Origin of the sequence: Brevibacillus parabrevis, from assembly GCF_022701015.1 — a bacterium.
In the GTDB taxonomy this organism is placed as follows: Bacteria; Bacillota; Bacilli; order Brevibacillales; family Brevibacillaceae; genus Brevibacillus; species Brevibacillus parabrevis.
Genome location: NZ_CP064090.1, coordinates 3824059 through 3842844 on the forward strand (window position 1 = coordinate 3824059; position 18786 = coordinate 3842844).

Sequence of the window (18786 nt, forward strand, 5' to 3'; positions counted from 1 at the left end):
TAACCAAAAAAGGGAGGATACAGTTTATGATTAAGATCGCCTTGCTATTTCCAGGTCAAGGAAGCCAGTACAATATGATGGGAAAAGCTCTTATTGAAAGCTCTCCCGAGGTTAGGGACATTTTTCAGCGCACCAACGAGATTCTCGGCTACGATTTGCTCGCGATCATCAACGAGGGCAACCTGGAGCAACTGACGCGCACCGAACATGCGCAGCCTGCGATTTTTGCCTACAGCTATGCCATTTTCCAATCGATCTGGAAGGAGAAGAAATTTTTCCCTTCCTTTATGGCTGGACATAGCCTGGGCGAATTTACGGCTTTGACATGCGCCGAAGTGTTCCGCTATGAGGATGCGCTGCGGCTCGTAATGGAGAGGGCGACAATCATGCAGCAAGCTACCGCAGACGGATTTGGCGGCATGGCTGCCATCAACGGCTTGCACCCGCTGCTCGTCGAAGAGGAATGTGAGCGCGTATCGAACGGCGAGGACAAAATTGTCGTAGCCAATTACAATTCCTCCAACCAGGTAGTGATTTCCGGCGCAAAATCGTTGGTGAAGGTCGCCATGGAAAACTTGGCGAAAATCGGTGCGATTACGATTCCCCTGCAAGTCTCGGCGCCTTTCCACACCCCGTATCTGGAACTGAGCAATCAAATGTTCCAGCGGGCCATCGCGCAGACACCAATGTCCATGCTCAAATGGCCGGTGATCTCCAATGTGGACGCGAAGCCGTACTACCAGCCGACAGAAATTCAGGAGCGGCTCAACGTGCAAATGATCAGCGCAGTCAGATGGAAAGAAACGATCGAATACATGCTGCGCCAAGGCGTAAACACCTTTATCGAGCTTGGGCCAAAATCCGCTTTGACCAATTTGCTCAAACGCGACTATTCGCACGTGCGCGCCTATTCCTATGAAGACAACTACCAAGAAATCATGGCGGTCATTGACGAGCAGACAGCGGAAAAGCGTCCATCTGTCGTTTCCCGTTCCTTGGCCATCGCCGTGTGCACAAGAAATCAGAACTGGAATGAAGAGGAGTACCAAAAAGGGGTCATTGAGCCGTACAGAAAGATACAAGCTTTGGGCAACAAGCTGGAGGAAGAGGGACGCGAAGAGTCGATCGAAGAAATCAAGCAGGCGATCGAGATGCTCCGTTCCGTGTTTGTGACGAAAAAAGTGTCGCTGGAAGAGCAGCGCGAGCGGTTCACGCAAATTTTTGACGAGACGAAGAAACGACACCTGTTCGCTGACCTTGCCCCGGTCATGTTTGCCGAAAAGGAAGCTGTCAATGAAAAGTAAGCCGCTGTTCGAGGATATCCAGATCGACCTGGAGGAGGAGAGCGCAGGTACCTGGGAGGACTTGGGGAGGGCGGCAGAGGCTCCGAAGAAAGACGTAGCGATCATCGGAATCGCGGGGAAGCTGGCGGATGCGCACAATGTCGGAGAGTTTTGGCGCAATCTCGCGCTCGGCAAAGATTCGATCCGCCGCATTCCTTTGTCGCGCAAGCACGACTACGAGGAGCTGCTGTCTGCTTTTTTGCAGAAAGAGGTGCGCAAAGAGCAGAGCGAATACGCGGAAAGCGGGTATTTGGAGCAGGTTGATCGGTTTGATTGCGAATACTTTTCTATTTCGCGCAAAGAAGCCAAGCTGATGGACCCGAATCAGCGGCTTGTTTTGCAAAGCTGTGTGGCTGCGATGGAAGATGCAGGGTATGGAAAAGCGCGGTTGCGCGGAACGCAGACGGGCGTTTTTTTAGGGTACAGCAGTGACTTTGGCGGGGAGTACAAACATTTTCTCGCGGGGGAAAACGCTGAGCTGGCGGACTTGGCGATGACGGGGAACATCAAGTCGATCATGGCGGCAAGACTGGCCTATTTGCTCGATTTGCACGGACCGAGCATGCTGGTCGATACCGCCTGCTCATCCTCGCTGGTTGCCGTGCATCTCGCTTGCCAGTCGATTCGCCGCGGTGAATGCGAGCAGGCTTTTGCCGGAGGGGTGAAAATCCAGTTTCAACCGTTTGAAAAGACTCAGACCGGAATCGGCATCGTATCCCCAACCTTTCGGGCGCGGACTTTTGACAGCGAGGCGGACGGCACCAGTCTGGGCGAAGGCGTCGGAATCATCCTGCTGAAAGATGCGGCAAAGGCGATTCGGGACGGCGACCACATTTACGCCTTGATCAAGGGCAGCGCCATCAATCAGGACGGGCAATCGCTCGGGATCACCGCGCCGAACTCCAGGGCGCAGGAAGACCTGCTCGTCCGGGCGTGGCAAGATGCCGGCATTCATCCGGAAACGATCTCGCTGATCGAAGCTCACGGCACGGCAACCCGGCTGGGCGATCCGGTAGAGATCGAAGGAATCAAGCGAGCTTTTGACCGATACACCACGAAAAAACAGTTTTGCGCAATCGGCTCGGTCAAAACCAACATCGGGCATCTGGATCATGCTGCGGGAATATCCGGCCTGCTCAAATGCATTCTCGCGCTGAAGCACGAAATCATGCCGCCGACGCTGCATTTTCATAGCCCCAACAAGGAAATCGATTTTGTCGACGCGCCAGTCTATGTGAACGACACAGCCCGTCCGTGGGAACAAGGAGAGCACCCGAAAAGATGCGGCATTAACTCTTTCGGGTTGAGCGGAACGAACTGCCACCTCATCCTGGAGCAATATCAGCAGGCTGAGATGACTTCGCTCGAAAATCGTGGCGAAGGAGAGTGGCACCTGCTTGCGCTGTCAGCCAAAACTCCCGCTGTGCTCGACCAGCTGGTCAGCGCCTACTATCAGGCAGTCAACCAGAGCGGACAGCTCGATCTGGCGAGCTTGTGCTACACAGCGAATGTCGGACGCGATCATTTGGCGCACAGACTCGCAATCGTGTTTAACGACAGGACGGATTTGCTGCAAAAGCTCCAGGCTGTTCGCAAAGCGGGAGTCGAGAAGCTTGCCGTGAAGCATGTGTTTTATAGCGGAACTCCCCGCAAGGACGCAAGCCATGCCAGCCAGGGCGGGAAGGATAACGCACGCTTGCATGAGCTGATTCGTTTGGCGTTGCAGTATGCGGCTGGCGAGACAGTTGCCTGGAAGGAGCTGTACGCGGATCAACGCCATTTAGCGATTAGCTTGCCGACGTACCCTTTTCAGGACATTCGCTGCTGGATCGAGCCGAAAGACTTGGAGAAAAAGTTCGCCCCGCTCGTCGATAAACGGCTTGTTGGCAGCAACGGCATCGATATTTATGAGACGAGGTTTGCGGTCGAGACGCATTGGGTGCTGGCGGAGCACAAAATCGCGGGGCATTGCGTGCTCCCAGGCACGGCCTATCTGGAAATGATGAGCGAGATTGTGCGCAAAAACATGCCTCAGCAAGCCGCGCTCGTGCTGGAAAACGTCATGTTTTTGCAGCCGCTTGAGGTCAAGGAACAAGAACCGAAGAGCGTCCACATAATCTTGCAAAAGCAAAAGTCGTCGCTTGATGTCATGGTGACATCGCCTTCTGAACATTCGGACGATTGGATCGTTCACTGCCGCGCAAAAGTGCTGCTTCAACCTGAGCTGCCCAAGCAAAAGCAACTGTCTCTTTCGGAGCTGCTCAGTGAAGCAAACAGGCAATCGGTAAGCGGCTACAAGCCAGACGCTGATGCCCCTGTGCAAACAGGCCCGCATTGGGAGTGCATGAAGGAAATTTATTTGGAGCAGGACAAAATCGTCGCCTTTTTTGAGCTGCCTGCGCCTTTTACATCTGAACTGCACGCGCATGTTCTGCATCCTTCTTTGCTGGATTGCGCAGTGAACATTCCGATCAGCCAAATTCGCGACGGGCTGTTTTTGCCTTTTGCCTATAAAAAAATCGTTTTTGCCGGACCTATGCCTGGCCGATTTTACAGCGTGCTGCAAAGGACAGACAAAGAGACGGCAGACAGGCAGGAAGCGATCTCCTTTGATATCTTGCTCGTTACGGAAAAAGGGGAAGTTTTTGCCGAGATTCACGACTACACGCTAAAAAGGGTGCCGATGGAAGCCGCACCGTCCGCCGTCTTTTCTCCCAAAGGGCTGTTCCATCAAATCGTCTGGGAAGCCATGCCTTTGCTGGCAGAAAACAGACAGCCGGACACGGCGCAGCCGCTTACGCTTGTTTTCGGCGGCCATGAGCCTGTCACGCAGCAACTGATTGCGGAGCTGAAAAAGAACGGGACTCCTGCGATTGTCGCCACGCCAGGCAAGCAGTTTGCCAAGCTCGCCCATGATCAATACGAGCTAAGTGTCGATCAGCAAGCTTTTGATGCGCTATGGGAGGACATCGGGAACAAGGGCGTGCAGCGCATCGTGCATGGCTTTTCCCTGTCTGGCACCGCCGATGAGGGGATAAGCGACGAAGGCTTGTTCAGTCTGTTCCACCTGGCAAAAAGCTTGGTTGCGCAAAACGTGCGACAGCCGATTGATCTTGTCCTGTTAGGCGAACTGGCGCTTCCGGTTACACAGACGGAGCTTGCCGTCCAGCTCCAGCCGATGCACAACGCTTTGTATCACCTTGGCAAAGTGGTCAGCAGCGAATGGTCGCATCTGCGCTGCCGTTGCATCGATCTGGATGCCGCTACCGCGATCCCGGACATCCTCGCTGAACTGGAACATCAGCCAGACAGCTATATCGCAGCCTACCGGAACGGACAAAGATACGGGCAAAAAATGGTGGAACTTGATCGCCAGCTGCCCACAGGCCAAACACTTAACTTGACTGAATCGGGTTGCTATGTGATTACTGGCGGAACAGGCGGCCTGGGCTTGACCATGGCTAGACATTTGGCAGAAAAGCAGCCGGTTCATCTGGTGCTGATCAGCAGGTCAGGCTTTCCCGCAGAGGACGAATGGACAGACATTTTGCAAAAAGGCGAGCAGCAAGAGATCATACGCAGGATCGAGATGCTGCAACAGATCACAGCGTCAGGCAGTACATACACCATCTACAAGGCAGATGTCGCCAGCAAGGAGCAGCTTGCGCGCGCGCTTGAGGAAGTGCGGGCAGCACATGGCAGCATCAATGGCGTCATTCACGCGGCTGGAGTCGCCGGGGATCAATTTTTGTTCAACAGGGAAGAGGAACGTTTTCGCGAGGTGCTGCAAGCCAAGACGGCGGGGAGCCTGAATGTGGCGCAGCTGATTACCGAGCCGCTGGAATTTTTCGTCTGCTTTTCATCTGTCGCCACATTGGAAGGGACGCCGGGACAAGGTGATTATGTGGCGGCGAACGCGTTTTTGGACAGCTTCGTCTACAGCCTGCCCGCCCAGCAAAACGGCATGACGCTCAACTGGGCACCGTGGGCTGAGATCGGCATGGCCTACGATTATGGAACGTTTCAAAAAGAACTGATCTTTCACTTGCTGACGCCACAGGTCGCTGTCGCTGCTTTTGATGCTGCGCTTGCCCTTGGCGAAAAACAGGTCGTCATCGGCAAAATCAACAAGGAAGTCGCGAGAAAGCACTTCCGCAGCAACTTCTTTTACGCAGGAAACAGGCTGTTGATCGATTATGTGGACGGGGCGGCGGCAGCACCTGGAGAAAGCCAGCCAGTCCAGCCAGCTTCTGGCGTGTTTCACGGCGATCCGCAGCACGCATCCTTGCAAGAAATCAAAGCGTTGATCCGCCAGCTATGGAGCACACTGCTCGAATCCGATTCGATTCAGCTGGACGACAATTTTACGTCTCTTGGCGGCAATTCGATCTTTGCGGTTTATTTGCTCCAAGAACTGGAAAAGTATTTTCCGGACCAACTGGGCATCTCGGATATTTTTACGTATCCCACGATTAACAAGATGGCCGAATATGTGCATTCCCGGATGAAAAAAGAGCAACCGTCTTCCTCTGGCAGCGTGAGTCAGGAGGAGGAAGACCAAAATCTCGATCAAATCTTGCAGCGCTTGGCCAATGGTGAACTCGATGTGGAAGAGATTGATCGATTGCTGGGAGAAGAAGAATGAAAGAAACGCGAAAGTACATTTATCAGCAGATCAAGGATCAACAGTTAAGCATTGAAAAGTCCAAGGTCATTTTAAAAGAGATCAAGCAGGCGGGGGCGAAGAAACATAAGGACATCGCGATCATCGGGATGTCCGGCCGCTTTCCTGGCGCTCGCAACCTCGATGAATACTGGAAAAATTTGCTGGCAGAGGTCGATTGCATCACGGATTTTCCGGAGAGCCGACAGGCAGGCGTTGCAGGGTTTGTGAGCAGGCTGCAACAGGAAGCTCCTATGGAGGTCGCCTATGAAAAAGGCGGCTACCTGGATCAAATTGATGATTTTGACGCGGAGTATTTCAAAATATCGAACAAGGAAGCCGTCATGATGGACCCGATGCAGCGCCTGCTTTTGACCACTGTGATGGAAACGGTGGAGGATGCCGGGTATGGCGGAAACCGGATCGTCTCGTCCAAAACGGGCGTTTTTATCGGCAGGGACCACACCGTCGGGAACATGTACACACACCTGCTGGATCAAACAGACGAGCTGGCATTGACTGGCTCGTATACGGGCATTTTGGCGAGCAGAGTTTCCTATTTTCTCGACTTGAAAGGACCTAGCGTCGTCGTGGATTCTGCCTGCTCGTCGGGATTGCTCGCGATTCACAACGCTTGCCAGGCGATCAGGAACAACGAGTGCGACATGGCGATCGCTGGCGGGGTGTGCCTGATTTTTTTCCCGGTGAAAAATCCGGCGTTTGGACTGGTCGAATCGAAGCTGCATCTGGTCAAACCTTTTGACAAGCACGCGGATGGAACGCTGTGGGGCGAAGGGATCGGAGCGTTGCTGCTGAAGCCTTTGGATAAAGCGATTCAGGATCGGGATCACATTCATGCCGTTATCAAAGGGAGCGCGGCCAATAACGACGGGAAATCGAACGGGATCACGGCGCCGAATGCAATCGCCCAGGAAGAGGTGTTCACCAGAGCCTGGACGAACGCCGAAATTCCACCCGAGACGATCGGTTTTATTGAAGCGCACGGGACAGGAACGGTACTCGGCGACCCGATTGAAGTCCAGTCGCTCGGCAATGCTTTTAAAAAATATACGTCGCGAAAACAGTTTTGCGGGATCGGCTCCGTCAAGTCCAATATCGGCCATTTAGCCGCAGCGTCTGGAACCGCCTCCGTCTTCAAGGTCATTTTGTCGCTCAAGCATAAAAAGCTGGTCAGCACGCTCCATTTTGACGATCCGAACCCGTTCATCGACTTTACGGGTTCGCCGCTCTACATGGTGGACAGGGTGGAAGAATGGCCACGGGATCAGGACGATACCCCGCGGCGGGCAGGCGTCAGTTCGTTTGGCTTTAGCGGCACCAATTGCCACCTCGTACTGGAGGAAGCGCCAGAAGAACAACCGGGCGCAGCCAGCGCTCGTCCTTGCCATGTTTTCACGGCTTCGGCCAAGGACAAAGAGACGCTGCTCGAACTGCTCTCGCGTTACCGCCATTTTTTGAGCGAGCAGAAAAGTTTGTCTTTGGAAGACTTTTGCTTTACTGCGACAACGGGACGCGGGCATTATCCGTGCCGCCTTGCCCTCCTCGTGCGCAGCTTGCCCGAGCTGCAAGAAAAGCTGAACCAAGTGATGACGGAGCAGCTGCCATCCGGCCAGGAGCATGCCGGAATCTTTTGCAACGAATTTAAGGTCGTACCCGAGAGCAAGCTGGATAAAGCGGTCGGAGAGATTACCGAATCCGCCTTGCAGCTGCTGCTGGAAAAAGCGCAACAACAGCTCGCCCGCACCGCCCTTGATGATGAGCACGGGATGGCGGAGGTTTGCAAGCTGTATGTTCAGGGGGCCGAAATCGACTGGCGGCACTTCTACGGAACAGGGGAGCATCGCCGTCTGGCCTTGCCTGTCTATCCTTTTAAAAAGACTGCGTTCTGGCCGCAACCGGATGGCGGGCTGGCGCCGCAGCATCAGGAAGTCATCCCGGGACGGAAAGTGCTTGAATCGTATCGGCAGAGCGTCTATGAAATCCCTTTGCGAGTGGAGAAGCAGTGGATGTTGCAGGAGCATCTCATGATGGGCTTTCCGATCGTCCCGGCGACTGCTCTGATCGAATGGGCGAGAAAAGCTGGAGGCAATCACTATGGAGACGCCTCATTCGAGTTGCGGGATTTTCGCTTTATCAGTCCGTTGGTCGTCCCTGAGGGGGAAGAACGGATCGTCCATACGATTATGGAAAGTCAGGAAGACTTGCTGCAACTGCGGATCGTCAATCGCAAGGCAGCGGATGACGGTGGAGCGGGGCAGGACTGGCAGTTGAATGTCGAAGGCAAAATCGTTCCTGGCGCGACTGCTGAGCCAGCATGGATGGATATTCAGCGCATCAAGCAGGACAGCGCCTGGGAGCAGGTGGATGCGGATTTTGCCACGGTGCGAGGGCGTACGAGATTCGGGCCGCGTTGGAACAACATTCGAGCTTTGGGCAAATGCGAAGACCGTGTGCTGGTCCACGTGCAGTTGGCGGAAGCCTACGCGGACGACTTCGCCTTGTACGGCTTTCATCCGGCCTTGCTCGACACAGGGCTGAATGCCGTGACTATGTTTGTTTTGTCTGACCTCTATCTGCCCTTTTCCTTTAAACGGATGAGCATCTACAACCAGATGCCTGCTTCCTTTTACAGCTACCTGCGAAAAAGAGAGACGCGCGGCGACAGCCGGGAGACGGTGTCCTACGACATCAGCCTGATCGACGAGCAAGGAAACGTGTTTGCCGAAGTCGAGAACTACACACTGAAACGCATCTCTGCCGCTATGGTGGCGCACGATTTGTTTTACCAGATTCGCTGGGTGAAAGCGCCGCTGGAACAGCGCGGAGAGGTCGCGGCGGGCAGCGTGCTGTTGTTTGGCAACAGCGACAGCGAAGGCGGGAGCGGACGTGGAAGTGGAAGTGGAAGTGGAACAACGCGGGAACTGATTCGCCAATGGGAAGCGCGCGGCATCGAGCTGATTCAGGTCGCTTACGGGGATGGCTACCGCAAAGAACAGGAAACGAAGTACGTGGTAGGAGATGCGGAAGCGGATTACCAGCAGCTTTTTGCCGACTTGCAGGAGCGGGGCATCAACCGGATCGTCCACGCTTATGCGCTGGATGAGCAAAAGGGCGTGGACAGCCTCTCCCGCCTGCAAACGACGCAAGCTCGCACGATCCAAAGCCTGTTTTCTATCGTGAAATCGCTCGTGCAAGCCAAGTACAGGCAAGAGATAGAACTGGTTATACTCGGCCGGAATGGCTGGGAAGTGACAGGCACCGAAACAGAGCTGGAGCCGTGCCATACAGCGTTGTTCCAGTTGGGGAAAGTAGTCAATGCGGAGTATCCCCATCTGAAATGCCGCAGCATGGATCTCGACGACGAGACGGACTGCGGCAGTCTTTTGGCGGAAATGTACGGGAAAACTGGCACGTATCAAGTTGCCTATCGCGGCAATCAGCGGTATGTCGAGGAATTTGCTCTCTGCCAGGTCGAAGAGTCTGTCCAGCCGTTGGAGCTGCAAGAGGACGGGCTGTATCTGATCACTGGCGGCACGGGCGGGATCGGGCTGGAAATCGCCAAGCATTTGGCTTCCCGCAAAAACATTCGCCTTGGTCTGCTCAGCCGCAGCGGTCTGCCACCGCGTGCAGACTGGGAGACAATCAAACAGAAGTCGAGCGAAGCGGACAGCAAAACGCTCCGCATCATCGCAGGCGTGGAAGAAATCGAGCGGTCGGGCAGCAGCGTCACGGTTTGCGCGTGCGATATCGCTGACGAACAGCAGGTAGCAGACACTTTGAAGCAGCTTTGCGAGGCATACGGAGCGGTCAAAGGAGTTATCCACGCGGCAGGCGTGGCGGGCAGCGGTTTCCTGTTTACGAAAACATGGGCCGAGTTTGTGAGGGTGACCCAGCCGAAAATCGAAGGCAGCTACTTGCTGTACCGCTTGCTGGAAGAACGTCCCGACTTTTTCGTGCTGTTTTCCTCAACTGCGACGATAGAGGGCAGTCCGGGGCAGAGCGATTACGTAGCGGCGAACGGCTACCTCGACGGCTTTGCTTCCTACCTGCGTCAGCAAGGCATGCGCGCCACGACGATCAACTGGTCGGCGTGGGCAGAAACCGGGATGGCGGCGGACTTTGGCGTGACCACCAGCAACGCTCTGTTCAAACCGTTGCAAACGAATGAAGCGACCGCTGCTTTGGACCAGGCGCTGGCTATGGATCGCAAGCAAGTGGTGATTGCCTCTCTCAATCAAGAATGGCTGCAAACCAGCGGAGAAGACCTGTTTTTGAAAGTAGAGAGCGGGCTGATCGGCAAGAACACGAGCAAGCGTCGCTCCAAAGCTCCGTCTGCTCCTGCCAGCGCGCAGCGTGCTTTTACGCTCACGGGCCGCAAAGATGAAACTTATGACGACGTCGAGCAGACGATTTCCCGCATCTGGGCGGAAACGATGCACTTGTCGACTGTCAACATCTACGACAGCTTTCTCGCACTGGGGGGCGATTCACTGATCGCGACCCAACTGCTGAAAAAGCTGGAAACCGAGTTCCCGGGCGCACTCGACTTGCCTGATCTGTTTACGTATTCGTCTGTGGCGGAACTGGCTGACTACATCAGGCAGGGCCAAAGCAGCGAGCCAAAAAGGCAAGAAGAAGCGAAACAGCAGGACTCCTTCGATTCGTTTGACCAACAGCTACAATCCATTTTGGACAACCTTTCTTCCGGGGAGCAATCTGTAGAAGAGATGGTGGACCTTTTGTCGCAGCGGAGGAATCGAACAGATGAATAACATCGACCAAATCAATGCGCTGATCTTGGAAAGTGTAAAAGAAAATCGCCTGGACAAAGAGCTTGCCCGCAAGCTGCTGCACCAAGTCAATGCAGCTTCGCCCAAGCCCGAAAAGGACGCTGTTGCGGATATCGCCATCATCGGCATTTCTTGCCGGCTTCCTTTTGCCGACAACCTGGAGCAATATTGGACGAATCTGCTTAACGGGACGAATGGCATCACCGATTTTCCGCCCAAGCGGCGCATGGATACCGATCCTTTGCTGCGCAAGCTTTGGGGAGAACCGCACTATGCCAAAGGCAGCTATCTGGAAGAGATAGACCGCTTCGACGCCGAATATTTCCGCATCTCGCCCAGGGAAGCCGAGTTTATGGACCCGCACCAGCGCTTGCTTTTGGAAGTCACGGCAGAAGCGATTGAAGATGCGGGATACATGGGCGAAAAAATCGACGGCACCGATACGGGCGTCTTCATCGGAAGAGATCACCATTCTTCCGGCCTGTACCAGCAATTTATCGATTCGTCGAACGAATTGGCGATGACTGGCAATCTGCCCAGCTTCCTCTCGGGCAGGATTGCCTTTTTCTTTAACCTTTTCGGGCCGAATATGGTGATCGACACGGCGTGCTCCTCCGGGTTGGTGGCGGTGCATCACGCTTGCGAGTCGCTCAGGAAACGAGAATGCCGATTGGCTATCGCTGGAGGCATCAGCTTGAATCTCGTGCCGATGGCTAATTCGTCGTTTAAAATCGTGGAAAACAGCGACGGCATCGTCAGGCCATTCGACAGCCACGCCAAAGGCACCACCTGGGGCGAAGGGCTGTCGGTCATCCTGCTGAAGCCGTTGCACGATGCCTTGCAAGACAAGGACCGGATTTACGCCGTGATCAAAGCCAGTGGCGTAAACAGCGACGGAGCTTCCAATTACATCACCGCTCCCAATCCGCAAGCCCAGGAGCAGCTCTTGACGGACGTGTGGACAAAAGCGAGCATTCACCCGGAAACGATTTCCTACATCGAAACGCACGGCACCGGAACCGTCATCGGCGATCCAATCGAAGTAAAGGCCATGAAGCAAGCTTTTCAACCCTACACGCGCAAAAAACAGTTTTGCGGGATCGGTTCCGTCAAATCGAACATCGGTCATCTCGTAGGAGCTTCGGGGATGGCTTCGCTGTTAAAAGTCGTGTTGTCCTTGAAGCATAAACAACTCGTTCCGACGATCAATTTTGCGGAGCCAAATCCGTATATTCCTTTCTCCGATTCGCCCTTTTACTTGGTTGATCGGCCTCTAGCCTGGGAAACTGGCGGTGTGCCGCGCCGGGCTGGCATCAGTTCTTTCGGCTTTAGCGGCATGAACTGCCATGTGCTGCTGGAGGAATGGAATCAACAGCAGACGGAGAAGAACGAGCAGGAAACGCCTCGTCTGTTTACGCTATCTGCCAAAAGCCGTGCGAATTTGTCGGACTTGCTGCGACGCTACTGCCAATTTTTGCAGGCCAATCAGCAGGTGGATTTCTCTGCTCTCGTCTATACGGCGCAGGTTGGAAGGGAGCATTTTTCCCACCGCTTGGCGATTATCGCCCGGAACACAAGCGAGCTGTTGCAAAAAATCGCGGCGATCATGCCGCTGGATTTGGACAATTTGCCTGAGACGCTTGGGTATTACGGGCAATCCGCCAGCGCCTGGAAAGCGAAAAACCATCTGCTGCATCCAGATACAGTGGACAAAGCAAATCGGCCGCTTCATGAAAAGGCCAATCAACTGCTTTACGCCTGGGCAGAACAAGGCTCGCTGGCCAGCGTCGACTCTCTTCGCGAATTGGCGACATCGTATGTGCAGGGAGCACGCATCCAATGGACAAAGTTGTACGAGGGACAGGCTGTGCAAACGATAGAGCTGCCTGTCTATCCATTCAGCAGAGTGAGGCATTGGCCGACGCCGACGGATGAGAGAACGGCAGACGCGGCAGCAAAAGGGCAACTGCCGGGAGAGTGTGTCCTGTCTACATCCGGGTTGCGCGTATACGCAGCAAAGGCAGCGATGAGCGAGCTGTGGATGCTGCAGGAACACCGCATCCTCGGCAACGGGGTTTTGCCGGGAGCGGCCTATCTGGAGATGGCCGGGGCAGCCAGCAAAGCCTTTTTCGCGCAACAAGGCGTGGTCATCAAAAATGTATCTTTGTCCCACATGCTTTCTTGCTCGCCGGATGAAACGAGAATCGTCCATACGATCGTCCAGGCGGAGCACGGACACGTCCGCTTTACGATTGCCAGCCGAGACGAAAGCGATCCGGAAGCAAGCTGGATCACCCATGCAACAGGAGAAGTACATCCGCTTGCGCCGCGCACAGGCAAGACGCTGCCGATTGCGTCCATCATCCGCGAAATGGAGCAACAGGACGCTGGCAAGTTTGCGCCGCTCTACTCGGGATTGATTCAATACGGTCCGAGATGGAGAGGCATCGAGCAGTTTTATGAAAACGACCGCGCTGCCTTGCTGCATATCCGACTGGCCGATGAGCGGGAACAGGGCACTTACTCGCTGCATCCGGCGTCGCTCGATACGGCATTGAGCTTTTGGCATCTGTTGAGACAGAACGAGGCGGAGCATGAATCGTATTACTTCCCGTTTTATTACCAAGCGCTCCATCTGTACACGGACATGCCTGCTTCCTTTTACAGCTACCTGCGGAAAAGAGAAGCACGCAGTGACAGCCGGGAGACGGTGTCCTACGACATTAGCCTGATCGACGAGCAAGGAAACGTGTTTGCCGAAGTCGAGAACTACACATTGAAGCGCGTTTCTGCGGCGATGGTCGCGCACGATTTGTTCTACCAGATTCGCTGGGTAAAAGCTCCGCTGGAACAGCCAGGAGAGGTCGCTGCGGGCAGCGTGCTGTTGTTTGGCAACAGCGACAGCGGAAGCGAGAGTGGAAGTGGAAGCGGAACAACGCGGGAACTGATTCAACAATGGGAAGCGCGCGGCGTCGAGCTGATTCAAGTCGCTTACGGTGACAGCTACCGCAAAGAACAGGAAACGAAGTACGTGGTCGGAGATGCGGAAGCGGATTACCAGCAGCTTTTTGCCGACTTGCAGGAGCGGGGCATCAACCGGATCGTCCACGCTTATGCGCTGGATGAGCACAAGGATGCACCCAGCCTCTCCCGCCTGCAAACGACACAGGCACGCACGATCCAAAGCTTGTTTTTTACGGTGAAATCGCTGGTGCAGGCCAAGTACAAGCAGGACTTGGAGCTGGTCGTACTGGGGCGGAACGGCTGGGAGGTCACTGGTGCCGAAAAAGCGCTGGAGCCGTGTCATACGGCGTTGTTCCAGTTGGGAAAAGTAGTGAATGCGGAGTACCCGCATGTGAAGTGCCACAGCATTGACCTCGACGACGAGACGGAGTGCGGCAGCCTTTTGGCGGAAATCTATGGCGAAAGCGCTGCGTACCAAGTTGCCTATCGCGGCAATCAGCGGTATGTCGAGGAATTTGCTCGCTGTCCGGTCGAAGAGTCTGTGCAGCCTTTCGAACTGCAAGAGGACGGACTGTATCTGATCACTGGCGGCACGGGCGGGATCGGTCTGGAAATCGCCAAGCATCTCGCTTCCCGCAAAAAAATCCGCCTTGGTCTGCTCAGCCGCAGCGGACTTCCACCGCGTGCAGACTGGGAGGCAATCAAACAGAAGTCGAGCGAAGCGGACAGCAAAACGCGCCGCATCATCGAAGCCGTGGAAGCAATCGAGCGGTCGGGCAGCAGCGTCACGGTTTGCGCGTGCGATATTGCCGACGAGCAACAAGTAGCGACTACTTTCCAGCAGTTGCGCGAGGCGTACGGAGCGGTCAAAGGAGTCATTCACGCGGCAGGCGTGGCGGGCAGCGGATTCCTGTTTACGAAAACATGGGCCGAGTTTGCCAAAGTGACCCAGCCGAAGATCGAAGGCAGCTACTTGCTGCACCGCTTGCTGGAAGAACGCCCCGACTTTTTCGTGCTGTTTTCCTCGATCGCAACGGTGGAGGGCAGTCCGGGGCAGAGCGATTACGCAGCGGCGAACGGCTACCTCGACGGCTTTGCCTCCTGCCTGCGCCAGCAAGGCATTCGCGCCACGACGATCAACTGGACCGCATGGGCAGAAACCGGGATGGCGGCGGACTACGGCGTGACAAACGGCAACGCTTTGTTCAAGCCGCTGAAAACAGCTCAGGCAGTCCAGGCATTTGCCAGCCTGCCAGACGTTCCGCGCGTAGTCGTGGCGGATATCCGCTTCGAGCAGATCGCTGCGTCGCTGGGCAATCGCTTTCCGTTGCAGCTCGCTTCTGAATTGCGTGGAAAAGTCGCGGAGCGAGCAGCAACGACCGCACCAGGAGAAGCTTTTTCCAGCGCTGTGCCGATTGTCGGCAAACAGCAGGACGAGCTTACCGAGACCGAAAAACAATTAGCGCAGGTATGGGCAAAAACGTTTGGGCTGGCAGAGATCGACCTGCAAAAAAGCTTCTACGAAGTCGGCGGAGACTCGATTATGGCGACGCAAATGGCCAATCTGCTGAACACGCACCTGAACAAGCCGATCACGATTGCGGAAGTTTTTGAATTTCCCACGATTCCGGAGCTGGCGGCTTACTTGGACGAAAACCTGCTGCCCGCACAAGAGACGCCCGCAAGCCAGGAAGCGACAACCGAACAACAAGCCGGGCACGATCTTTCCAAGGCGCAATACCGGATTTGGTTTTTGCAAAACTACGATCCGCACACGACAGCCTATCACTTGCCTGTCATCAAACAGTTGAAGCTGGACATTGATCTGGATGTGCTGCAACAAAGCCTGGACATGCTGACCCGGCGCCACGCCTCGCTGCGCACCGTCATCAAAATGGTCGATGGCGTCCCGAAGCAATTCGTTTTGCCGGAGTGGCAAAACGTCATTCAGTTCAGCGATTATCAGCAAGAATCGTCAGGCGCAGCCATGTCGGCCCGGCGATTGGAGGAGCACAATGCGACTCCGTTTGATTTTGAGCAGCCGCTGTTCAGGATGGAACTGCATCGTTTGGCTGATGATGAGCACCGTCTTTGCGTCAGCATGCACCACATTATTTCCGATGGCTGGAGCGTTGGGCTGTTTTTCCGGGAATTGATGGAACTGTATGAGAGCATTCGCTCGAACCATCCTGTCCAGCTGCCAGCTGTATCGTTGCAATATGGCGATTGGGTCGAGCAGGAGAAAAAGTGGTTGGCCTCTGCTGAGTTCCGGAACATGGAGCGGTACTGGATGAGCGAGCTGGCGAAACCGCTGCCAGTGCTGAATTTGCCGACCGATTTTGAACGGCCGCACTCTCTCGTCTACGACGGCAGCTACATCAAATTCACGGTTTCCAAAGAGAAAACGGAACAGTTGCGTTTGCTTGCGAGAAATCGCTCGACGACTCTCTACATGACGGTTCTCGCCGTCTATTTTTTGTTCCTGCACAAAATTAGCCAGGAAGAGGACATCATCGTCGGGTTCCCGGTGTCTGGCAGGGAGCGACAAGAATGGGAAAACGTCATTGGGCTGTTCATGAACATGGTGTGCATTCGCGTCGATTTTCGCGGACTTTCCCGCTTTGACGAGGTTTTGGAGACAATCAAGCACAAATGCGTCAAAGCGTATGCCAACGGCCGCTATCCGTTCAACACGCTCGTAGAAAAGCTGAACCCGGAGCGAGATCAGAGCCGCACGCCTGTTTTTTCCACGATTTTTCAGCTGTACGATAACGTCCCGCAAGACAACGACCGGATCAGTCTGTACGATCTGAGCTGCATTTGCAAAATGGAGCAGGAGCAAATGGAAGTCAGGATGGAGTACAAAACGACTCTGTTCGCCGAGGAGACGATCCGCAAATACGTTGACTATTTTTCATTTTTAATTGACCAAGTGATCGACAATCCGACGGCAATGCTCGGCCGCTATGAGCTGTTGGATGCCAAACACAAGGCAGCCTTGCTCGAAAAAAATCCGCAGCCTGTTGCTCTGGATGCTCCCGGACAAGTACACCGCCTGTTTGCAGCGCAAGCGCAGAAAAATCCTGCGCAGACAGCAGTCGTTTTTGAGGGGCGGAGCTTGACCTACCAGCAGTTGGATGAGCGCTCCAACCAATTGGCTGCCTTGCTCACGAGCACAAGCGGTCAGGAATCACAGGAGCCAATCGGCGTTTACATGCCGCGCGGTATCGAAATGATTGTCGCGCTGCTGGGCATTCTCAAGGCTGGACGCCCATATGTCCCATTGGATGTTGATTTTCCGCATGAGCGCATCGCTTACATGATTCAGCACAGCGAGATCAAAACCGTTTTGGCGGAGCAAAGCGTCATGGCGAACCTGGAAACAATCGCAGGGACGCATCTGGAGACAGTAGTGGATTTGTCAGAGGATGCTCTCCAGCCAAAAACAGTAGGGCAAATTCGCTACTACGGCAGCGAGCATATCCGCGCACAGCCCGTCACTCCTGTGACAGCGCCGCCAGCTGAATTGATGTACATCATGTATACATCTGGCTCGACCGGAACGCCAAAAGGCGTCATGGTTACGCAGCAAAATGTGATCCATTATCTTTTGTGGAGTCAGCAGCAATTTCAGCTGGGGCCTGCGCGTAACATGATGCTGGTCACTTCGATCAGCTTTGACATTTCTGTCTTTGAAATTTTTGGCTGCCTGACAAGCGGAGCCACCTTGCATGTGCTGTCGCCTGAGCGGCTGCGTGACCCGGCTTTGCTGTTTTCCTATCTGGAGGAGCAGCGGATCGATGTATGGCATTCTGTGCCGACTTTAATCAGCCAATTCATTCTCGGCTTGTCGCAGCAAGATGAACAACGCTTGGCGTGCTTGCGCCAGTTCGCAACCGTCCTCGTTGGCGGCGAAGCCTGGAGCCCGGCATTGGCAAAAGACATTAGCAGCCATTTCCCAAACGCGAAACTGTACAACCTGTACGGACCGACAGAAGCGACCATCTGGGCTACGTGTTGCGAAGTAAACCAGGAGCTGAAAGGCAAATCGGTCGTTCCGCTTGGCCGACCGCTCGGACAAAACCAGGTCTATATTTTGGACAAGGACGGAAACTTGTGCGGTCCCGGCGTGCCCGGCGAGATTTGCATTAGCGGACCAGGGGTCACTCCCGGGTACTTCCGCGACAGCGAGAAGACCGCGCAAGTATATCGCTTCCATCCGTTTACCGATCAGCTCGTCTACCATACGGGAGATTTGGGCAAATACGGGACAGATGGACAGCTTGAATATATTTCCCGCAATGACGGCCTGGTCAAGGTCAGAGGATACCGGATTGAAACCGGAGAAATCGAGCAGCGGATCGCAAGCGTACCGGGTGTCACGGCTGTTTGCGTCGTGGCAGTCAAAGAAAGCGAATCGAACAAATTGATTGGCTACTATACGTCGACCCGTGACATTGCCGTGCAGGAGTTTCAGGATGCGTTGCGCAAAGCGCTGCCTGCTTACATGATTCCGGCCCGATTTGTGCGTCTGGAAGCGATGCCTGTCACTTCCAACCAAAAACTGGATCGAAAAACGCTGCAAGCCATGTCTCTTCCTGCTGACTCGATGGCACCAGACACAGAGCAAGGCGAGCTGCATGCTCCGAGCAGTGATGTGGAAAAGTTCCTGCTTCAGCTATGGCGCGAGCTGCTCCGTCTCGAACAGATCGGGACTCGGCAAAACTTTTTCGATCTCGGTGGAAACTCGCACCTGATCGTCCAGATGCAAGCCAGAATCGAAGAGAAATACCCGCAAAAAATCAAAGTGATCGATCTGTTCGAATGCAAAACGATCAGTGCCATGGCGCAGCACATCGAAAGAAGCTCGTCAGCTCAAGCACAACCGGGTGTGAAAAAAGCAGGGCAGCCAAGCGACATCGACAATATTTTGCAGCTGTTGGACGATTTTAGCGAGGGAGAGGCATCGGTAGAAGATATCCTGAAAAAATTAGGAGAGTAACGC

4 protein-coding genes are annotated in these 18786 nt (G+C 54.6%); all 4 read left to right on the forward strand.

The genetic code is table 11. The features are described from left to right. The first annotated feature begins 26 nt into the window (after positions 1–26). Genes fabD through IRJ17_RS17940 form a run of 4 tightly spaced genes read left to right on the forward strand, consistent with a single transcriptional unit; the run spans position 27 to position 18783 of the window. Complete coding sequence (gene fabD / locus IRJ17_RS17925) at positions 27–1304, forward strand: ACP S-malonyltransferase (RefSeq protein ID WP_122966478.1); 1278 nt, start codon at positions 27–29, stop codon at positions 1302–1304. Further along, the gene (locus IRJ17_RS17930; RefSeq protein ID WP_242771342.1) at positions 1294–5988 is read left to right on the forward strand and encodes a type I polyketide synthase; all 4695 of its coding nucleotides are present in this window, start codon (positions 1294–1296) and stop codon (positions 5986–5988) included. Before fabD ends, IRJ17_RS17930 begins: the two co-directional genes overlap by 11 nt. Beyond that, entirely contained in the window at positions 5985–10799 is a 4815-nt protein-coding gene (locus IRJ17_RS17935) for an SDR family NAD(P)-dependent oxidoreductase (RefSeq protein WP_242771344.1), read from the forward strand. The genes IRJ17_RS17930 and IRJ17_RS17935 overlap by 4 nt, the downstream gene beginning before the upstream one ends. Next, positions 10792–18783: a non-ribosomal peptide synthetase gene (locus IRJ17_RS17940; RefSeq protein ID WP_242771346.1), complete on the forward strand. Its 7992-nt coding sequence runs from the start codon at positions 10792–10794 to the stop codon at positions 18781–18783. Before IRJ17_RS17935 ends, IRJ17_RS17940 begins: the two co-directional genes overlap by 8 nt. Positions 18784–18786 lie beyond the last annotated feature (3 nt).